This window comes from Profundibacter sp. (genome assembly GCF_965277155.1).
Taxonomy (GTDB): domain Bacteria; phylum Pseudomonadota; class Alphaproteobacteria; order Rhodobacterales; family Rhodobacteraceae; genus Profundibacter.
In genome coordinates, this window is sequence record NZ_CBDIBV010000004.1 from 263,495 (window position 1) to 280,809 (window position 17,315).

Here is a 17,315-nt window from a genome sequence, read left to right on the forward strand (position 1 = left end):
CTCAACCCGCTCGGAGGTGCCTGAAATCAATTTCCACCACTTTCGAGACACAACCCCTCGGGGTGGTTCAATGTGATTATCAGGACCGCCCGCAATACTTGAAAGGAACAACATGTCTGTCAAACTGAATGCACTCCTTTTGGCGGCCCTTTACACGGCGATTATTGGCGTGGGCATGTATGTCTCGCTCCACTGGGCGGGGTATGCCTATGGCGATCCGTACTTTGTGCGTGTCCTGTCCTGGGTCGAACTGGTTCTTCTGGCGCTGGCGGTTTTCTGGATCAGGGCGTTTTACAACTGGCCCGAGGTCGGAATGGGGAAAATTGCAGACGCAAGAGAGCTTTTGTGGCTGCTGCCGCCCGGGGTGATTATTGTCTGGGGCTGGATCGTTCTTCTGTCACATATCCAGTTGCCGGGTGAACGGCTCGGGGTGTTTGCGCTGGTCGGACTGACCACGCTTCTGGTCGGTATTTCCGAAGAACTTGTCTATCGCGGCGTGGTGCTACGCGGGTTCCTGAAAAACGGCTCTGTCTGGGTGGCAATGCTGGTGAGCGCGGTGACCTTTTCCCTGCTGCATTCGGTCAATTATTTTGGCGGGGTGAACGGTGCGGGTGTTGTTGCGCAGCTGAAATTCACCTTCCTGGTCGGCTTGGTCTATGCGCCGATCGCCATCCGCCTTGGGGCGATCTGGCCGCTGATGGTGCTGCATTGGCTGTGGGATTTCCTGCTCATCGGCGGCTTGACCAGCCTCAGCGGCCCCCCTGCCGAGATAGCCAACCTGCTGCGCCCGCTGATAATCGCTGAAGCCGCCATCCTCTGGTTTTCTATCTGGATATTTCCACCAGCGTCGCTACGCCACCGAGAAAGGCGAGATGAAAGCCACAAGCACCAGCCCTGACGGGCAGATCAGCGAGTTGTTCGCGAGTTTGGCCCAACTGGCCCGAGCGTGTATATTTGGGCCTTTAAGGGAACAATTATAGCGTTTCGACTTAATATTGGATCATGCCCTGCCAGTGAACGCCATTGCTGCGCAATCACTGCCTCACTGGCAGGGTATGACAAGTGTTTCAACGAAAAGCCGAAACGCTTTAAGCAAGGCGGTAAGGGTAAGAAGGGTCATGCCTAGCTGAGTGACAATAAATTGTCATAAGGCTATGAAAAGGCATGAAGAATAGATACGCACACGGTTCCCGCGTTTCAGAGAAGAAAATCCGCGAGATTGTTCGGTATTTTGCCGCTGATCTGACGGCCACCCAGGCTACCCAGCTCTCGGGTCTCAACCGCAATACCGTCAATCGGTTTTACCGCGCTTTGCGCGAGCGTATCCTTTTGGCCTGCGAGGCACAGCGTCCGATGTTCGGCATCATAGAAGTGGACGAAAGCTTCTTTGGCGCGCGACGTGTGAAAGGCAAGCGCGGACGCGGGGCTTATGGGAAGACGACCGTGTTTGGCGTCTTCGAGCGTGACGGAAAGGTCTACACCGAGATCGTACCGGACTGCTCAAAGCCAACCCTGCAAGGGATTATCCGCGGTCGGGTTGATCCGGCATCCGTGATCAACACAGACGGCTGGCGCGGCTATAACGGTTTGGTGGATTTGGGATACGGGCACTTCCGTGTCGACCATTCCAAGGATGAATTCGCGCGTGGCCGCGTGCACATCAACGGCATCGAAGGCTTCTGGGGATTGGCCAAACTACGCCTTGCCAAGTTCAAGGGCCTTCCCAAACACACCTTCCATTTGCATCTCAAGGAAACAGAATGGCGCTATAATCATCGCAACTTGAACAAGTACAAGATACTGCTAAGCTACCTCAGAGAAAACCCGCTCAGCTAGGCATGACCCAAAGGAAAGATCAATACTTGGAATTTGCCGCGCAGATTTCAGAACTTTCCAGTCAATTGGCGAGCCAGGATGAAGTGATCAACGGGTGGGAGACTTTCAATAGGGCCCAACAGATTTACGAGCAAAAAATCGAACCAAGTTTGCGAGCCCTAAAACGAGAGCTTGACGGCAATAGCATAGCAACCGCGTGGGAAGGGGCGTACAGAGCTATTACAGTTTCTGTGCCATCTGCTGGCGCACTGGCATATTTTACCGATCTGGGCCAACCTGCCCTGCTCGGGGCAGGGGCCGCACTTGCTGCAGCAGATATTGGGGTTAGAGGGTATCTGGCTGGTCGAAAATCGCGCGGGGGAAACCCTTATTCATATCTACATGATGTCAATGCAAACTTCGGGCTTCCTGATTTTACAGAGGCTTAATCTGGCTTTCCGTCCTCGATGCACTGGCGATAGATATCGCGCACGATCTCGACTTCCTCGGCCGAGCCGGGGGCGAGGACGACGCGGTCGGTCTGCAGGCTCTTGTGTTCACCTCGCGCCAGCTCGGCTTTCCTCTCGCCATTCTCGCCGATCAGGACGCGGCGCAGCCCAAATCCGGCCGGGCCGCCCTGGCGGTAGCCCAGCTCGATCAGGCGGCACTGCCCAGCAAAGACCTTGACCGACAGTTCTCGGCTGTATTCGCCCGCCATCGCCCGTTTCACGCCTTTGACGATGGTGGCGACGGGGCTGCCGTCATTCTCGAACTGCTCGGCGCAATACTGGACCTGAATGTCGGCGCGTCGGCAGATGTATTCGTAATAGGCGGATTCATCCGCATCCTGAAACCGGCCCCAGCGGCTGATGTCATAAACCAGAATGACCTCGAAATCCGCCGCGCCGGTTTCGACATCCTCGATGATGCGCTGGAGCGCGTCGCGCCCCTTGATGCTAAGCCCGCTCTTGCCCGCGTCAGCATAGGTGCGCACGATCTTCATACCGTGGGTGCTGGCATAGGCACGAATCGCTTCGCCCTGGTTCTCGGTGGAATATTTTTGATGCTCGGTCGACATGCGCACATATTCGGCCGCCCGGATCACGGGACGCATGTCTTCTTCCGATCCACATAATTCCTTTGCCGCTGTCAAAATTGATCCTTTCCAAAACCCTGGTGTCGTCAGGCCAGAGTACCGGAAGGCGCGGCTTGATTCGTCCGGATCGTAGGAAACGGGAGGGCAAGAGTCCATCCATTATGTAGGAAAATTATTAAATAATGTGAGTATAGTGGGATTGCACCTTTATTTTTCAATTACTTACCCACAGGTTGCTCCTGGGCAATAGTGGGGGTAATCTGGTCGAAAAAGTGAATAATGTAGGAAGTCGGGGTTGTGTCTCGAAAGTGGTGGAAATTGATTTCAGGCACCTCCGAGCGGGTTGAGTTATGCGCCGGTCAGGCGGCTTGGTCAAGGGTTGCGTCGGCGACGGGCTGAGCGAGCGTTTCCCAGCCATCGACCTTTCGCATGACGATCTGCCCCGAGGCCATCAGAGCCCAAAGCAGCATCGGCACGGTCTCGGCGCATGGCAGCACGGTCTGGGTCTTGATGCGGCGGCGGAATTCCTCGTTCAGGCGTTCGATCGCATTTGTCGTTCTGGCCGATTTCCACTGGCCTTGTGGCAGACGCGTGAAGGTGAAAAGCTTATCTCCTGCTTCTTCCAAGCTGTCAGCGACGGCCTTGCATTTCAGCCGCCATTTTCGCAGAAATGCCTTGCGGCGGGTGGCGATTTCCTCGGGTGTTTTGGCGTAGATCATGTCGCGGTAATCTTCTGTCAACTCATCATGCATACGCTTGGGTGCCTTGGCCAGAAGGTTGCGGTGCTTGTGCACCGTGCACCTCTGGATCGGCAGATCTTCACCCCAGAGGGCAATGAGAGCGACCTCAAGTCCCGGTGCCCCGTCCACGATGACAAATTCGGGCCGTTTCAACCCGCGCGCATCCAGATCGTTGATGAACTGACGCCAGGCGGAGGTGCTTTCGCCGCCCATGTTCATCAGTGATAACAAGACCTTCTGCCCATCCCGGCGCACGCCAATCGCGGCCAGAACCGAGATATTGGTGGCCTTCCTGTCAATCCGCGTTTTGATCACGGTGCCGTCCAGGATCAGCCGCACGATGTCTTCATCCGCAAGGCTGCGGGCGCACCACGCCTGCCAGTCCACCTTCACCTTGCGCCAGGCGCGGCTCACCACATCCTTGCTGACCGCCCCCTGAAACAGGCCGAACAGGGCGCGTTTTACCCGCCGTGTGTTGGTGCCCGAAAGGTAGACAGCAGCGATCAGCGCCTCGGCCTTCTTCGTCAGCCGCTGGTAGCGGGGCAATGCCTTCGAGCGCCATTCTCTGGCCTTGCCGGCCTCGCCTGTGATCCGCGCACGCGGCACGCGCACCGTTTCGGTTCCAAATGTTCCGACCAGTTGCCGCTCGCGATGCCCGTGGCGGTATCCGGCCTTTGCCCCGCCGCTGCGGCCATACCGGCAACGGCCCAGAAACTGCTCCAGCTCCTCTTCGAAAACCGCCTCGATCGTCGCGCGGATGTTCTGGCGCAGCCGGTCTTCAATCGGGTCATAGCCTGCTTCATTGGCCAGTAGCGCGGATGTCGATGTTGCTGTATTCTTTGTCATGGCGTGATCTCCTTGGCGGTTCCAGCCGCCGGTTGGGTGGCTTCGATGCACCCGGAGATTACGCCGTCCTCGAATTTCCACCAAACTCGCGACACTACCAGCTCATTTCCGCCTGTGTCACAGCCGCAAGCCTTTCGTGATTGCCTATCCCGGTGAAGCCCAGGAGATGGTGCTGGATGCTTTCGTGCAGGCGCTGTCCTTTTACGGAGGCGTTCCGCGCAGGGTGATCATCGACAACCCCAAGACCATGGTGACCTACGTTTCGCGCTCGAAGGAGCGGATATTCCATCCCCGGTTCCTGGCCTTGATGAACCACTATGTGATGGAGCCGGTGGCCTGCACGCCCGCTGCGGGCTGGGAGAAGGGACAGGTCGAGAACCAGGTCCAGTTCTTGCGGGGCCGGTTGTTCGTTCCCGAACCGGCCTTTGATGATCTCGAGGCGCTGAACGCGTGGCTGCGTCTGCGTTGCGAAGATCTGGCAGAGCGTCCCCATCCCGAGCAGCAGGATCGCACGATTACCGAAGTGTTCGAAGACGAGCGCGCCGAACTGCGCCCCCTGGGTCGGGCCTTCGACGGCTACGTGGAAAAGACCGTCCGTGTCCGCTCCACCTGCCTGGTTCAATATGCCAGCAATCGCTACAGCGTGCCCTCCCGCTTTGCCGGGCATCATGTGTCGCTACGCGCCTATGCCGGCCGGATCGTGGTGGTCTCCGGTCAGGATGTGATTGCCGAGCACAGGCGTCATTTTACCCGCAATATCAGCTATTTCGAGCCCTGGCATTACGTTCCCCTGCTGGACCGCAAGCCTGGTGCCCTGCGCAATGGCGCCCCCTTTGTGGGCTGGGAACTGCCCGAGGCCATGCATCGGATCAGGGAACATTACATGGCTGGTAAAGGCGGGGATCGGGAGTTCGTCGACCTGCTCCTGCTGGCACAGGATCACGGGATCGAGGTGGTCGAGACGGCCTGCAATCTGGCGGTGGCACAAAACACCCTGCGGCTGCCCGCCATCATCAATCTGATCAACCAGTTGGTGGAACCGGTCATCACACCGCTCAGCGATGCCTGCGCTTATCCGCAGCTGACCTTGCGGCCCGAAGCCGATTGCAAACGCTATGAGACCCTGTGCTCGGCTGAGGAGGTTGCCGTATGAATGCCTTGATCGACCAACTGACAGCCCTCAGGTTGCATGGAATGGCAGCTTGCGCCCATGATCTGCTGTCCGCGCGCAAGCCGCCAAGTCTGACCACAGCGATAAGGCAACTGATCGACGCCGAGACTGTAGAGCGCCGGGTGCGCTCCATCCAGTATCAAATGAGGGTTGCGAAGTTCCCCCATCACAAGGACTTCGCCACCTTCGATTACAGCGCCGCCGCCCTCACCCAGGCCCAGATCGAACCATTCTGCACCGGCCAGTTCACAGAGGAGGCCCATAACCTCATCCTGGTGGGCGGAACCGGCACGGGCAAAACCCACATCGCCATCGCGCTGGGAACGACGCTGATCAACAACGGCAAGAAGGCGCGCTTCTTCAACGCCGTCGATCTGATCAACGCCCTGATCAAGGAACAGGCCGACGGCAATGCAGGGAAGATCATCCGGCAGCTCTCGGCTTTGGACTGCGTCATCATCGACGAGCTGGGCTACATCCCGTTTCCCAAATCCGGTGGCGCGTTGCTCTTCCATCTGATCAGCAAGCTCTACGAGAAGACCAGCATCATCATCACAACCAACCTTGAGTTCGGTGAATGGGTCTCGGTCTTCGGGGATGCCAAGATGACAACCGCCCTTCTGGATCGCGTCACTCATCACTGCAACATCATCGAAACCGGCAATACCTCATACCGGTTCGCCCAGAGTAAACGCCGTAGAAAAAACTAGCCGTTCCGCAAGCAAAGCCCCCAGACGGACTCGCTACATGAAGGCGGCCCGACTGGGGGCTTTGCGCCACAAAGGGGGGGGCAAATTTAAATGCCGAAACCGGGTCAGTTTTAAATGCTCATTGACAATTTACGCACAGAAAGTTGAAGAACTGGGTGTGGCCAAAGAGTTGAAAGCCACGCTGATGTCCACATGGGACAAAGCCAATCCCCCCCGAAATCCACTGGCAGAATGGGCGGCAAGCGCCGTTGAATATGCATCGGCACGGGTGAAATCCAATTATCAGGAAGCCGCTTCTGCGCAACAGATGCTGCAAACCCTGCAGCAGGAAAATGCGATCCGTGCTGCCATACTGCGCTATGGCGAAGGATCGGCGCAGGTTGCGCAATTGCGTGCCGCAGCCGAGCGCAGAGTGTTCGAAAATACGCTGGACACAATGAATGTGTCTGCCGATCTGAAAGCCGAATTGCTGGCGGCATTCGAGAAAGGACAGGCGCTGGCCTCTCTCAACATGGCGGGCGGGGTATCGAGTGCAGCTGCCGAGGCTGAAAGGTTGGCCGCAGCCCTTGGGATTTCCTTGGAAACAGCCGCACAGATCGCGGCTATGGGGCAAGCAGGTGCCGGGGCCGGGCGCGGAGGCGATCCCCGCAAACAGGGCGGGAGTATTTCTGACTGGCAAAACAGTGACGCCATCGTATTTCTGGAGAACTACAAACCGCCGCGCAAACATCGTGGTGGCGGCGGTGCAAGCCGCAAGCAGGAAAATGCGACCAAGAAACTGATCCAGAGCCTGAAGGACGAGTTGGCGATCCTGCGCGAGACCGATCCGGTACAAAAGGAAATGCTGCGCAATCGCGAAGCGATGGCTACGGCGACCGCAACAGAAAAGCAGACCATTGCCGACCTGATTGCCCAGCGTAATGCCGAATCCAAGGGGTTGGAGCAGCAAAAGGACACATGGGACTTTTTGACCGACACAACCTACAACGCGCTGGATGGTCTGATCCTGCAAGGCAAGAGTTTGGCCGATGTGATGGACAGTGTTGGCCAGAGCATCGAGGCAGCGGCGCTGAAAGCCATCCTGCTGGGTGAAGGCCCGCTGGCCGCCCTGTTAGGCACGGGCGGTTCGGGCGGGCTAATCGGTATGGTTTTGGGCGCGGCTTTCCCCGGGCTGAAACCGGCTGCCATTCCGGCGAATGCCGAGGGCGGCATGATCTACGGGCGCGGGGGTGGCACCTCGGATGATGTGTTGATGTGGGGCAGCAGTGGCGAATTCATGGTCAATGCCGCCGCAACAAAAAAACATCGCGGGCTGCTGGAATTGATTAATGCAGGCAATGACATTCCGGGCTTTGCGGCCGGTGGTCTGGTGGCCCCTGCCTATATGCGAAATCAGGGCAGTACGGGCGGTGCATCACAGGCCCCGCTGATCGTGATCGACAACCAGTCCTCGACCCCCGTTCATGGCGAGGTCGAGGAAACCGTCGACAGCAGCGGACGGCGCTCTCACAAGCTGGTGCTGGCCGATGCGGTGGGGGATGCCATGACTACGGCCGGAGGTGGCGCTGATCGCGTTCTGAAGCGTAAATACGGGTTGCGGCCCGGGGGGGCATTACGATGAGCGTTGCCACTTGGCCCGACAGCCTGCCACGTCCAATGCGAAACGGGTTCCAGTCACAGCTGCAGGACGGGCGTAAAAGCAAATCCGGTGAAACCGGCCCACCCGCATACCGGCGACGTTTTTCCAGCGTGGTGCGAGAATATTCAATGACGATTGACGTGCCCCGATCCGAGAAAGCGGTCTTTGACAATTTTTACCGGACAGCAACAAAACTGGGCACCAAACCGTTCTGGATGCCCGACCCGACCACCGATGGCTGGTCAATGCTGGACGCCAGCGGCAACCCGTTGCTGACCAGCAGCGGCGCGCCCCTGCTTTTGTCGGCCCGCTGGTTGTGCCTGTTCGGCGCATCGACCCCGCGCGAAACCGTCAAGGGCATCCGGTTCCGGATTGCATTCCAGATCGCGGTGTTGCCATGAGACGGGTTTCCCTAAATGCCCGCGCGGCCCTTGAAGAGGCCAGCAGCCCTGAAGTCGAAGTCGTTCTACTAACCGTCGAGCATACGGAATTGCCCGCCCCGGTGCGCCTGTCAACCGACCCGACCGAACGGCTGTCAGTCGAGCCGCTGCTTTATGGCACCCGCTCCAGCTGGTCCGGGGCGGACCCGCAGACCGACCCTTATCTGTTCATTTTGGCCTCGGCCGAGTTCCCGTCCGATCTGGAAGACGCGCCAGCCGCAGCCACGTTGGTGCTGGAAAATGTCGACAATGAAATCGCGCATGTGTTGCGCAGTTTCACCGACCGGCCCGTGGTGCATATGGCGGTGGTTCTGGCCTCGTCCCCTGATCTGGTCGAGGCGGAATACCGCAATCTGAACATCATCGGTGTCGACGGAAACGCAGGCGAGGTTTCGATCTCGATTTCCCGTGCTCCCATCGAGGAGGAATCGGTGCCGATGGACAGATTCACCAAAGACCGGTTTCCGGGGCTGTTCCGCTGATGGCGTGGTCTGACGGATATATCGGCATCCCCTATTCTGATCGAGGGCGCGGCTTTGACGGGTGCGATTGCTGGGGGCTGGCACGGCTGGTCTATGCGCGGGAACTGGGGATTGCCCTGCCGTCATACACAGAAAGCTATTCCAGCGCCGAGGAAGCCGCAGAGGTCGCCGCGCTGCTGGATCGCCACTATGACAAACAGATATGGCAGCCGGTCGACAACCCGCGTCCGTTTGATCTGATCCTGTACCGGCACGGACGGTTGTCGACCCATGTGGCCATCGTGATCGATGACCGGTGGATGTTGCATATCCAGTCCGATGATGCAGCCAAGGTCGAGGACTGCACAGATCCGCGCTGGGCATCGCGTTTTGTCGGCGTTTATCGCCATATTCAAACCCGGTTAAAGGAGGATTGAATGACGGTCCCTGTAATAGCCTCCCCGCTGCTTGATCCCGGACAGGGCCGCATCAACGCTGCCTTGCCAGAGGGGCTGACCATGTTGGAAATGGTGGAGCACACGATGCCGGGTCTGCCGGTTTGCGAGCACGAGAATTTGCGGGTCTGTCTGGTGACGGCCAAAGGAGCACAAATCATCGAGCGGCGGTTCTGGCACTGCATCCGCCCACGCACCGGCGTGCAGGTTATCATCCGGCTGATTCCGGGCAAGTCGGCCCTGCGCAGCATTCTGACCGTTGTTATTTCGGTGGTGGCACTGGCTTTTGCACCTGCCGTGGCGGGTTTTTTCGGGATCACCAGCAAACTGGGGATCAGTCTGATCGCTGCCGGTCTCAATGTGGTCGGGTCGCTGCTTTTGAACGCATTGATTCCGGTGCCAACACCCGATGATATCAGCAAAAAGAACACTTATTCGATTTCCGGTTTGCAGAACGCCCTGCGCCGGGATGAACCTGTTCCCCTTGTATTGGGAAAACACCGGTTTGCACCGCCATACGGTGCGCTGTCCTACACCGAGATCGTCGGAGGGTTGTGTCTCGAAAGTGGTGGAAATTGATTTCAGGCACCTCCGAGCGGGTTGAGTTATGCGCCGGTCAGGCGGCTTGGTCAAGGGTTGCGTCGGCGACGGGCTGAGCGAGCGTTTCCCAGCCATCGACCTTTCGCATGACGATCTGCCCCGAGGCCATCAGAGCCCAAAGCAGCATCGGCACGGTCTCGGCGCATGGCAGCACGGTCTGGGTCTTGATGCGGCGGCGGAATTCCTCGTTCAGGCGTTCGATCGCATTTGTCGTTCTGGCCGATTTCCACTGGCCTTGTGGCAGACGCGTGAAGGTGAAAAGCTTATCTCCTGCTTCTTCCAAGCTGTCAGCGACGGCCTTGCATTTCAGCCGCCATTTTCGCAGAAATGCCTTGCGGCGGGTGGCGATTTCCTCGGGTGTTTTGGCGTAGATCATGTCGCGGTAATCTTCTGTCAACTCATCATGCATACGCTTGGGTGCCTTGGCCAGAAGGTTGCGGTGCTTGTGCACCGTGCACCTCTGGATCGGCAGATCTTCACCCCAGAGGGCAATGAGAGCGACCTCAAGTCCCGGTGCCCCGTCCACGATGACAAATTCGGCCGTTTCAACCCGCGCGCATCCAGATCGTTGATGAACTGACGCCAGGCGGAGGTGCTTTCGCCGCCCATGTTCATCAGTGATAACAAGACCTTCTGCCCATCCCGGCGCACGCCAATCGCGGCCAGAACCGAGATATTGGTGGCCTTCCTGTCAATCCGCGTTTTGATCACGGTGCCGTCCAGGATCAGCCGCACGATGTCTTCATCCGCAAGGCTGCGGGCGCACCACGCCTGCCAGTCCACCTTCACCTTGCGCCAGGCGCGGCTCACCACATCCTTGCTGACCGCCCCCTGAAACAGGCCGAACAGGGCGCGTTTTACCCGCCGTGTGTTGGTGCCCGAAAGGTAGACAGCAGCGATCAGCGCCTCGGCCTTCTTCGTCAGCCGCTGGTAGCGGGGCAATGCCTTCGAGCGCCATTCTCTGGCCTTGCCGGCCTCGCCTGTGATCCGCGCACGCGGCACGCGCACCGTTTCGGTTCCAAATGTTCCGACCAGTTGCCGCTCGCGATGCCCGTGGCGGTATCCGGCCTTTGCCCCGCCGCTGCGGCCATACCGGCAACGGCCCAGAAACTGCTCCAGCTCCTCTTCGAAAACCGCCTCGATCGTCGCGCGGATGTTCTGGCGCAGCCGGTCTTCAATCGGGTCATAGCCTGCTTCATTGGCCAGTAGCGCGGATGTCGATGTTGCTGTATTCTTTGTCATGGCGTGATCTCCTTGGCGGTTCCAGCCGCCGGTTGGGTGGCTTCGATGCACCCGGAGATTACGCCGTCCTCGAATTTCCACCAAACTCGCGACACTACCTAGGCTATTCCTGTTACAACACTGATGACCAGTGAGGAGACAAACGAGACAGTTCCGATTGATAGCAATACTGCGTTTGAACCCCTGGATATTCTATCCAGACCTTCACATGCAACGGTATTGACGCCCACGCAGCAAAACGCAGCGGTTACACAGCCGGAAATCCCGCGACATATCGCGCGGCAATTGGCGGATGTGGCGCGCCAAATGCCCGAACGGCCGGTTGAATTAACCTTGAACCCTCATGAATTGGGTCGAGTCCGTCTGACGTTTACCCTGACAGACGGGGGTATTAATGTTGCTGTGCTGGCCGAACGCGGCGAGACGATGGACCTGATGCGACGCCATATCGAAACGCTGGCGCAAGAGTTTCGCGATATGGGATACGCAGATGTGGGGTTCCAGTTTTCGCAACATGACCGTGAAAATGCTGGCGGGAACAACCCGGATGCGCAAACCCGACATGCCGCAAAATTTGCCCCCCCAACCGAAATTGAAAACATCCACCCTGCGCGGGTTTCTTTGGAACCGTCAAACGGGCTTGATCTGCGCCTTTGAAAGGAAAAACAATGCAAGTCACAAATACACCCCCCTCTCAGGCAGCAACCCAAACCGGGAATGCAGCAACAGATAAGGAAGCGGTAAATTCTGATTATGATGTTTTTCTGAAACTGCTAACTGCACAGATAAAAAACCAGGACCCGCTTAGTCCGATGAGTTCTGATGATTTTTCCAGCCAATTGGCGCAATTCTCCGGTGTTGAACAACAGGTTAAAACCAATGATCTGCTCGAGGCGCTCGGCGCACAAATGAGCGTGATGGGCATGGGGGAAATGGCCACCTGGATCGGGCTGGATGCCCGTGCTGCGGCCGCGGCCAATTTTGACGGCAGCCCAATCAGCGTTTCCCCCAATCCGGCGGCCAGTGCCGATCGTGCGGTTTTGGTGGTCAAGGACAGCAGCGGAAACGAAGTGCAGCGGCAGGATTTCACCCCGTCAACAGATGAAATCCAGTGGGCCGGTGTGGACGGGAATGGCGCACCGTTTTCAAACGGGCTGTATACTTTCGAGGTGGAAAGCTATTCAGGCGATGAATTGATCGCGACAAACAAGGCAGAAATCTACTCCAGAGTGCTGGAGGCCAAAAGCCGGAACGGCGAAACCATTCTGGTGCTGGAAGGCGGGGTCGAGGTACCATCGACTTCGGTATCTGCCCTGCGTGACCCTGTTTAGGATAATACTGCAAGCGCCAACAGAAACCCTGTCCAGGCCGTTACGGCCCCCAACAGGATATACATTGCAGGCCTCCAAGGGGATGTCGTTTGCGGTTTTACAGGCGGTTGCGAATGGTGAATCAAGGCAGCTTCGGCCATTTTGGGCAATTCCGGCCCAAACCGCGCCAAAACCCGCGCGGTTTTCAGCAGGTCACGCATCATTGCGCGGGGGCCAAGGTTGGATTTGATGTAATCCTCGACCACGGGCCGTGCGACTTCCCAGATGTTGATATAGGGGTCCAGTGACCGCGCCACGCCTTCGACCACCACCATTGTGCGTTGCAGCAGAATCAGTTCGGTGCGGGTTTCCATGCCGAAACGTTCGGTAACCTCGAACAAGTAATGGAACAGTCGCCCCATTGAAATTTGCGAGGCATCCATGCCGAAAATCGGCTCGCCCACGGCCCGCAAGGCCGAGGCAAATTCATCAACATCACGGTCGGCGGGCACATAGCCAGCCTCGAAATGCACTTCGGCGACGCGTTTGTAATCGCGCCGGATAAATCCGATCAGGATTTCGGCATAGACGCGGCGGGTGTATTCATCAATTCGCCCCATGATCCCGAAATCATAGGCGATGATGTCGCCATTGGCGGCCACCTTCATGTTGCCCTGATGCATGTCGGCGTGAAAATACCCGTCGCGCAAGGCGTGGCTCAGGAACAGTTGCAACACCCGCTTGGCCAGCGCCACACGGTCATGCCCCGCAGCGTCCAGCGCATCGTTATCGCCCAACGGCAACCCGTCGGCCCAGCCCAGTGTCATCACCCGGCGGCTGGAAAACTCCCAATTTGCCAGCGGCACCTGAAACTTTTCGTCGTTCTTGGTGTTCTCGGCAAATTCCGACGCGGCCGAGGCCTCGCTGCGCAAATCCAGTTCGCTCATCACACCGTGGTCGAAATGCTCGATCACATCCCGCGGCCTTAGGCGGCGCGAGGATGGCGATAGAAATTCGATTACCGATGCGGCAAAATAAAAGGCGTCGATATCCTTGCGAAAGGCGCGTTCGATATTCGGGCGCAGCACCTTTACGGCCACTTCTTCGCCGGTATTGATCAACCGTGCATAATGCACCTGTGCAATCGAAGCTGCGGCAACAGCATCACTGAATTCGCTGTAAATATCGTCCGCAGGTTTCCCCAGTTCTTCTTCCACAGTGGCTTTGGCCACATCCGTTGGAAACGGCGGCAGTTTGTCCTGCAATACCCGCAATTGTGTTGCCAGATCACCGCCCACCAGATCGGGGCGGGTCGAAAGCACCTGACCGAATTTGATATAGGCCGGTCCCAGCGCATTCAGTGCCCGCGTGACAGGCGGCATGTTCGGATCGCCCTTCAGGCCCGCCCAGCGCATGGTCCAGCCAAACAACCGCACCACGACCCGGATCGAGGTGGGCGCATCCATTTCATTCAGCACCACACCCAAGGCGCCCGTGCGCTCGAACGTGGCCGCTGTGCGGATCAACCGCCAGATATTGTGAGGTCCGCGCATCTGCTAGATTTTCCACCCGGAATGAAGCGCCGCAATGCCCATCGACATATTGCGGTATTTTACGTTTTCAAAACCGGCCTCGCGTATCATTTGCGCGAATGTTTCCTGTTCGGGAAATTTGCGGATGGATTCGACCAAATACTGGTAACTGTCGCGATCATTGGCGATCAACTGTCCCAGACGCGGGATGATGTTAAAGGAATAAAGATCGTACACCTTTTGCATCATGTCGTTGGGGATCTGGCTGAATTCCAGCACCATCAGACGCCCGCCGGGGCGCAACACGCGAAAAGCTTCGGACAGGGCATCGGAAATGCGGGTCACGTTCCGGATGCCGAATGAAATGGTGTAAACGTCAAAGGTATTATCCTTGAACGGCAACGCCATCGCGTCACCTACCACCCAGTCCAGTTGATCCGCCAGTTGCGAGGCCTCGGCCCGTTTGGCGCCCTCGACCAGCATCGGTTCGGTCAGGTCCAGCACCGTGGCATGCGCGCGTCCGGCCCGTTTCAGAAAGCGAAAGGAAATATCACCGGTCCCGCCCGCCACATCCAGCAGCTTTTGCCCGGCGCGCGGGGCCAGCCAGTTCATCATCGCGTCTTTCCAGATACGGTGGATGCCCATCGACATGGCGTCATTCATCACATCGTATTTGCTGGCGACATTGGAAAACACGCCGTGAACCATTCCGGCCTTGTCGTCCTCGGCGACGGTCCGGAAACCGAAGTGGGTGGTTTTTTCGTTGCTGTTGCTCATTGTCGGATCATCCTTGATACTTGACCCCCTTATAATACCCTTGCCGCCCGATACAATGAGAGGGAGCCGCATATGCCCGAATTACCCGAAGTCGAGACAGTCCGTCGCGGGCTGATCCCTGTAATGGAGGGCAAACAGATCATCCGCGCGCAGGTGCGCCGCCCTGATCTGCGCTGGCCGTTTCCTGACGGGATGGAACAGCGGCTGACTGGCAAGCGGGTGGAACGGCTGCGGCGGCGATCAAAGTATATTCTGACCGATCTGGATTCGGGGGAAACCCTGTTGATCCATCTGGGTATGTCGGGGCGGATGCTGATATCCAAAGGCGATCACCCCGACATTCAGAAACACGATCATGTTGTGCTTCACATGCAGGACGACGCCCGCGTGGTGTTCAACGATACGCGCCGCTTCGGGGCGATGGATCTGGTGGCCACTGATCAGGCCGAAGGGCACAAGCTGCTGGCCAGTCTGGGGCCTGAACCATTGGGAAACAGCTTTGACGAAGCCTATCTTCTGGACCGGCTAAAAGGCCGGAACACCCCGATCAAAACCGCGCTTCTGGATCAGAAAATCGTGTCGGGGCTGGGAAATATATATGTCTGCGAAGTGCTGTTGCGGACAGGGATTTCTCCGACGCGTAAGGCGGGGCAGCTATCGGCAACACGCGTGCGATCCTTGGTGCCGGCAATCCGTGATGTGTTGAACGAAGCCATTGATTCGGGTGGATCGTCGCTTAAGGATTATCGTCAGGCCGATGGCGAACTGGGATATTTTCAACACAGCTTTCGCGCCTACGGACGCGAGGGGGAACCCTGTCTAACCAAGGGATGTGACGGCAAAATCCGGCGAATCACGCAGGGGGGACGCTCAACTTTCTATTGTGCGCAATGCCAAAGATAACTTGAACCCTTGGTCAGAAATGCTAGGGAATCGTTCCCAACAGAAACAACTTGGCATGATTCCATGGCTTACGAGACCCTAATCGTCGAAACCGAAGACCACGTTGCCCTTATCAAACTGAACCGACCCGAGGCGCTGAATGCGCTGAACTCCCAACTGCTGGGGGAATTGGCGGATGCGTTGAAGGCGGCGGATGAAAATGAAAAGGTGCGCTGCGTTGTCATCACCGGATCGGAAAAGGCATTTGCCGCCGGGGCCGACATCAAGGAAATGGCCGACAAAAGCTTTGTCGATATGTTCATGTCAGATTTCTTTGGCACCGAAACCGAACAGTTGCTGAAAATGCGCAAACCCGTGATTGCCGCTGTGGCAGGGTACGCGCTGGGTGGTGGCTGCGAACTGGCCATGATGTGTGATTTCATCCTTGCGGCGGACAATGCGAAATTCGGCCAGCCCGAAATCAATCTGGGCGTGGTCGCCGGTATTGGCGGCACCCAGCGGTTGACGCGGTTCGTGGGCAAATCCAAATCCATGGAAATGCACCTGACGGGACGTTTCATGGATGCGGCCGAGGCTGAAAGTTCCGGTCTGGTCAGTCGTGTCGTGCCAGCGAAAAAGCTGATGGACGAGGCAATGGCCGCAGCACAAAAGATCGCTGAAAAGTCCCTGCTGACGACAATGGCTGTCAAAGAGGCGGTGAACCGGTCCTATGAAACAAGCCTGCGCGAGGGGCTGCTGTTTGAACGCCGCCTGTTCCATTCTCTGTTTGCGACCGAGGATCAGTCCGAAGGCATGAACGCCTTTCTGGAAAAACGCGAGGCACAGTTCCGCGGCAAATAGGGCGGGTTGAAATTTGGCCTTTCAATTCGGATGATTCTATCCTATTAGGCCGCCATACATGCGTGAGAGGCCCGCTTTGGCCGGAACGACCGGTTACAAACTCGGACGGGGCTTTTTGCGCGAACGAAATAGTAAACTGACCCCTGAAAGGGAAATCGACACATGGCAAATTCGCCCCAAGCAAAGAAACGCGCCCGCCAGAACGAGCGCCGTTATGAAATCAACAAAGCCCGCCGCACACGCGTTCGCACCTTCCTGCGCAAAGTAGAAGAAGCAATCGAAAGCGGCGACAAAGAAGCAGCACAGACTGCCCTGCGTGCAGTACAGCCGGAACTGATGCGCGGCGTATCGCGCGGCATTTTCCACAAGAACACAGTTGCGCGCAAAATGTCGCGCCTGTCCGCTCGGGTCAAAGCTCTGGGCTAATCTACTGATTCTCGAAAAGTGAAAGGACGCAAGCCTCGGGTTTGCGTCCTTTTGTGTTTTCAAAAGGCCACTGTTTCACCGGATTTATTGGAAAAAATATCTCCTCGACAGATTCGATTTAACAATCTTTGAGTCAAGATCGAAGTTCTGTTGCGTGGTCCCGTTTGACCTTGCTAGCTTACCCAAGCGATTCACATCGTCTTGGGGGACATGCAACCCGGCAAGCCTTGAAAAACGGAAAGCGCAGAGACCTGATTGCTCAGGATCATGCGCTGAACAATCCGCAATCAGGGCGTTTGGTTGATGTTCGGA

18 protein-coding genes and 2 pseudogenes are annotated in these 17,315 nt (G+C 57.5%); 15 read left to right on the forward strand and 5 right to left on the reverse strand.

What is annotated here, in order from left to right:
• The first annotated feature begins 112 nt into the window (after positions 1–112).
• The 3 genes from ACQY4M_RS03285 (at position 113) to ACQY4M_RS03295 (ending at position 2,264) form a co-directional block, all read left to right on the forward strand.
• Complete coding sequence (locus ACQY4M_RS03285) at positions 113–898, forward strand: lysostaphin resistance A-like protein (protein WP_428540766.1); 786 nt, start codon at positions 113–115, stop codon at positions 896–898.
• A gap of 266 nt (positions 899–1,164) precedes the next feature.
• Positions 1,165–1,836 carry an IS1595 family transposase gene (locus ACQY4M_RS03290; RefSeq protein WP_428539759.1) on the forward strand — a complete coding sequence of 224 codons (672 nt, stop codon included), beginning with the start codon at positions 1,165–1,167 and terminating at the stop codon, positions 1,834–1,836.
• Between the two features lie 26 nt (positions 1,837–1,862).
• Positions 1,863–2,264: a hypothetical protein gene (locus ACQY4M_RS03295; RefSeq protein ID WP_428540769.1), complete on the forward strand. Its 402-nt coding sequence runs from the start codon at positions 1,863–1,865 to the stop codon at positions 2,262–2,264.
• Here ACQY4M_RS03295 and ACQY4M_RS03300 read toward each other — a convergent pair.
• Both ACQY4M_RS03300 and ACQY4M_RS03305 read right to left on the reverse strand, forming a co-directional pair.
• Positions 2,264–2,929, reverse strand: a pseudogene (locus tag ACQY4M_RS03300) (recombinase family protein); the annotation flags it as partial. The gene ACQY4M_RS03295 and the pseudogene ACQY4M_RS03300 overlap by 1 nt on opposite strands.
• A gap of 341 nt (positions 2,930–3,270) precedes the next feature.
• Complete coding sequence (locus ACQY4M_RS03305; protein ID WP_428539582.1) at positions 3,271–4,497, reverse strand: IS256 family transposase; 1,227 nt, start codon at positions 4,495–4,497, stop codon at positions 3,271–3,273.
• Positions 4,498–4,609: 112 nt separating this feature from the next.
• Here ACQY4M_RS03305 and istA point away from each other — a divergent pair, with 112 nt between their 5' ends.
• The 7 genes from istA (at position 4,610) to ACQY4M_RS03340 (ending at position 9,952) form a co-directional block, all read left to right on the forward strand.
• Positions 4,610–5,650, forward strand: coding sequence for an IS21 family transposase (istA, locus tag ACQY4M_RS03310; RefSeq protein WP_428541110.1), 1,041 nt, complete (start codon positions 4,610–4,612; stop codon positions 5,648–5,650).
• Positions 5,647–6,378: an IS21-like element helper ATPase IstB gene (gene istB, locus ACQY4M_RS03315; RefSeq protein WP_428539322.1), complete on the forward strand. Its 732-nt coding sequence runs from the start codon at positions 5,647–5,649 to the stop codon at positions 6,376–6,378. Before istA ends, istB begins: the two co-directional genes overlap by 4 nt.
• Before the next feature lie 121 nt (positions 6,379–6,499).
• Positions 6,500–7,999: a hypothetical protein gene (locus ACQY4M_RS03320; protein WP_428540772.1), complete on the forward strand. Its 1,500-nt coding sequence runs from the start codon at positions 6,500–6,502 to the stop codon at positions 7,997–7,999.
• Positions 7,996–8,418, forward strand: a complete 423-nt coding sequence (locus ACQY4M_RS03325) for a hypothetical protein (protein WP_428540775.1) — start codon at positions 7,996–7,998, stop codon at positions 8,416–8,418. The genes ACQY4M_RS03320 and ACQY4M_RS03325 overlap by 4 nt, the downstream gene beginning before the upstream one ends.
• Entirely contained in the window at positions 8,415–8,939 is a 525-nt protein-coding gene (locus tag ACQY4M_RS03330) for a hypothetical protein (protein WP_428540778.1), read from the forward strand. Before ACQY4M_RS03325 ends, ACQY4M_RS03330 begins: the two co-directional genes overlap by 4 nt.
• A complete protein-coding gene (locus ACQY4M_RS03335; RefSeq protein WP_428540781.1) occupies positions 8,939–9,355 on the forward strand; it encodes a C40 family peptidase in 417 nt (138 codons plus the stop codon). Before ACQY4M_RS03330 ends, ACQY4M_RS03335 begins: the two co-directional genes overlap by 1 nt.
• Positions 9,356–9,952 (forward strand): hypothetical protein, encoded by a 597-nt coding sequence (locus ACQY4M_RS03340; protein ID WP_428540784.1) that lies wholly within the window; start codon positions 9,356–9,358, stop codon positions 9,950–9,952. It abuts the gene before it with no gap.
• Between the two features lie 37 nt (positions 9,953–9,989).
• On the opposite strand, the pseudogene ACQY4M_RS03345 reads toward ACQY4M_RS03340, so the two are convergent.
• Positions 9,990–11,215 (reverse strand): annotated as a pseudogene (locus tag ACQY4M_RS03345) (IS256 family transposase).
• A 306-nt stretch (positions 11,216–11,521) separates the two neighbouring features.
• On the opposite strand from ACQY4M_RS03345, the gene ACQY4M_RS03350 reads away from it, so the two are divergent.
• A complete protein-coding gene (locus ACQY4M_RS03350; protein ID WP_428540787.1) occupies positions 11,522–11,872 on the forward strand; it encodes a flagellar hook-length control protein FliK in 351 nt (116 codons plus the stop codon).
• A gap of 11 nt (positions 11,873–11,883) precedes the next feature.
• Positions 11,884–12,546: a flagellar hook capping FlgD N-terminal domain-containing protein gene (locus ACQY4M_RS03355; protein WP_428540790.1), complete on the forward strand. Its 663-nt coding sequence runs from the start codon at positions 11,884–11,886 to the stop codon at positions 12,544–12,546.
• Here ACQY4M_RS03355 and ubiB read toward each other — a convergent pair.
• Positions 12,543–14,078 (reverse strand): 2-polyprenylphenol 6-hydroxylase, encoded by a 1,536-nt coding sequence (gene ubiB / locus ACQY4M_RS03360; protein WP_428540793.1) that lies wholly within the window; start codon positions 14,076–14,078, stop codon positions 12,543–12,545. The genes ACQY4M_RS03355 and ubiB overlap by 4 nt on opposite strands.
• Before the next feature lie 3 nt (positions 14,079–14,081).
• Entirely contained in the window at positions 14,082–14,834 is a 753-nt protein-coding gene (ubiE, locus tag ACQY4M_RS03365) for a bifunctional demethylmenaquinone methyltransferase/2-methoxy-6-polyprenyl-1,4-benzoquinol methylase UbiE (RefSeq protein ID WP_428540796.1), read from the reverse strand.
• 72 nt (positions 14,835–14,906) lie between these two features.
• Between ubiE and mutM the strand changes: the two genes are divergently transcribed.
• The 3 genes from mutM to rpsT all read left to right on the forward strand — a co-directional run bounded on the left by mutM (position 14,907) and on the right by rpsT (position 17,003).
• Entirely contained in the window at positions 14,907–15,737 is an 831-nt protein-coding gene (gene mutM, locus ACQY4M_RS03370; protein ID WP_428540799.1) for a bifunctional DNA-formamidopyrimidine glycosylase/DNA-(apurinic or apyrimidinic site) lyase, read from the forward strand.
• A gap of 63 nt (positions 15,738–15,800) precedes the next feature.
• On the forward strand, positions 15,801–16,577 hold the full coding sequence (locus tag ACQY4M_RS03375; protein WP_428540802.1) for an enoyl-CoA hydratase: 777 nt from the start codon (positions 15,801–15,803) through the stop codon (positions 16,575–16,577).
• A 162-nt stretch (positions 16,578–16,739) separates the two neighbouring features.
• On the forward strand, positions 16,740–17,003 hold the full coding sequence (rpsT, locus tag ACQY4M_RS03380) for a 30S ribosomal protein S20 (RefSeq protein WP_428540805.1): 264 nt from the start codon (positions 16,740–16,742) through the stop codon (positions 17,001–17,003).
• The last annotated feature ends 312 nt before the right edge of the window (positions 17,004–17,315 follow it).